The sequence below is a fragment of the Acinetobacter sp. RF14B genome, from assembly GCF_006864105.1.
Classification (GTDB): Bacteria; Pseudomonadota; Gammaproteobacteria; order Pseudomonadales; family Moraxellaceae; genus Acinetobacter; species Acinetobacter lwoffii_C.
Genome location: NZ_SMTB01000260.1, coordinates 1 through 480, shown reverse-complemented (window position 1 = coordinate 480; position 480 = coordinate 1). Strand labels below are relative to the sequence as shown.

Here is a 480-nt window from a genome sequence, read left to right as displayed (position 1 = left end):
ATAACAATCCATTACTGGAATCATTTGGAATCTTTACATTATGCCGTGCACGTCTGCTGCTACGCTTTTTGTCATTTGTAGCACAAGTAAGTGTCAGCAGTGGTGCTTCACACTTGCCCGGTAATTAACGACGAAAGAAAAGTAAGGTGGATGAACAATGAGTGCGTCGTTGGCGATCCTGACCATCGGCATTGTACCTATGCAGGAGGTTTTGCCGCTCCTGACGGAATACATTGACGAAGATAATATTTCCCATCATAGCCTGCTGGGGAAGTTAAGTCGTGAAGAAGTGATGGCGGAGTACGCGCCAGAAGCAGGCGAAGACACCATTCTCACATTATTAAATGACATCCAGCTGGCCCATGTTTCGCGTCGTAAAGTGGAGCGAGACCTGCAAGGTTTTCCTGCCTGATAACCGGCATAAAGACTGATTTCATTGCAGCCAAAGGCAAACTTTGGCTGCATCGTTTTACAGTCGCC

At 46.9% G+C, this 480-nt stretch carries 1 protein-coding gene; it reads left to right on the top strand.

All coding sequences use genetic code 11. The features are described 5' to 3' along the window. Positions 1-157 precede the first annotated feature (157 nt). On the top strand, positions 158-412 hold the full coding sequence (locus E2K52_RS14855; RefSeq protein WP_151205733.1) for an AroM family protein: 255 nt from the start codon (positions 158-160) through the stop codon (positions 410-412). Positions 413-480: the final 68 nt, after the last annotated feature.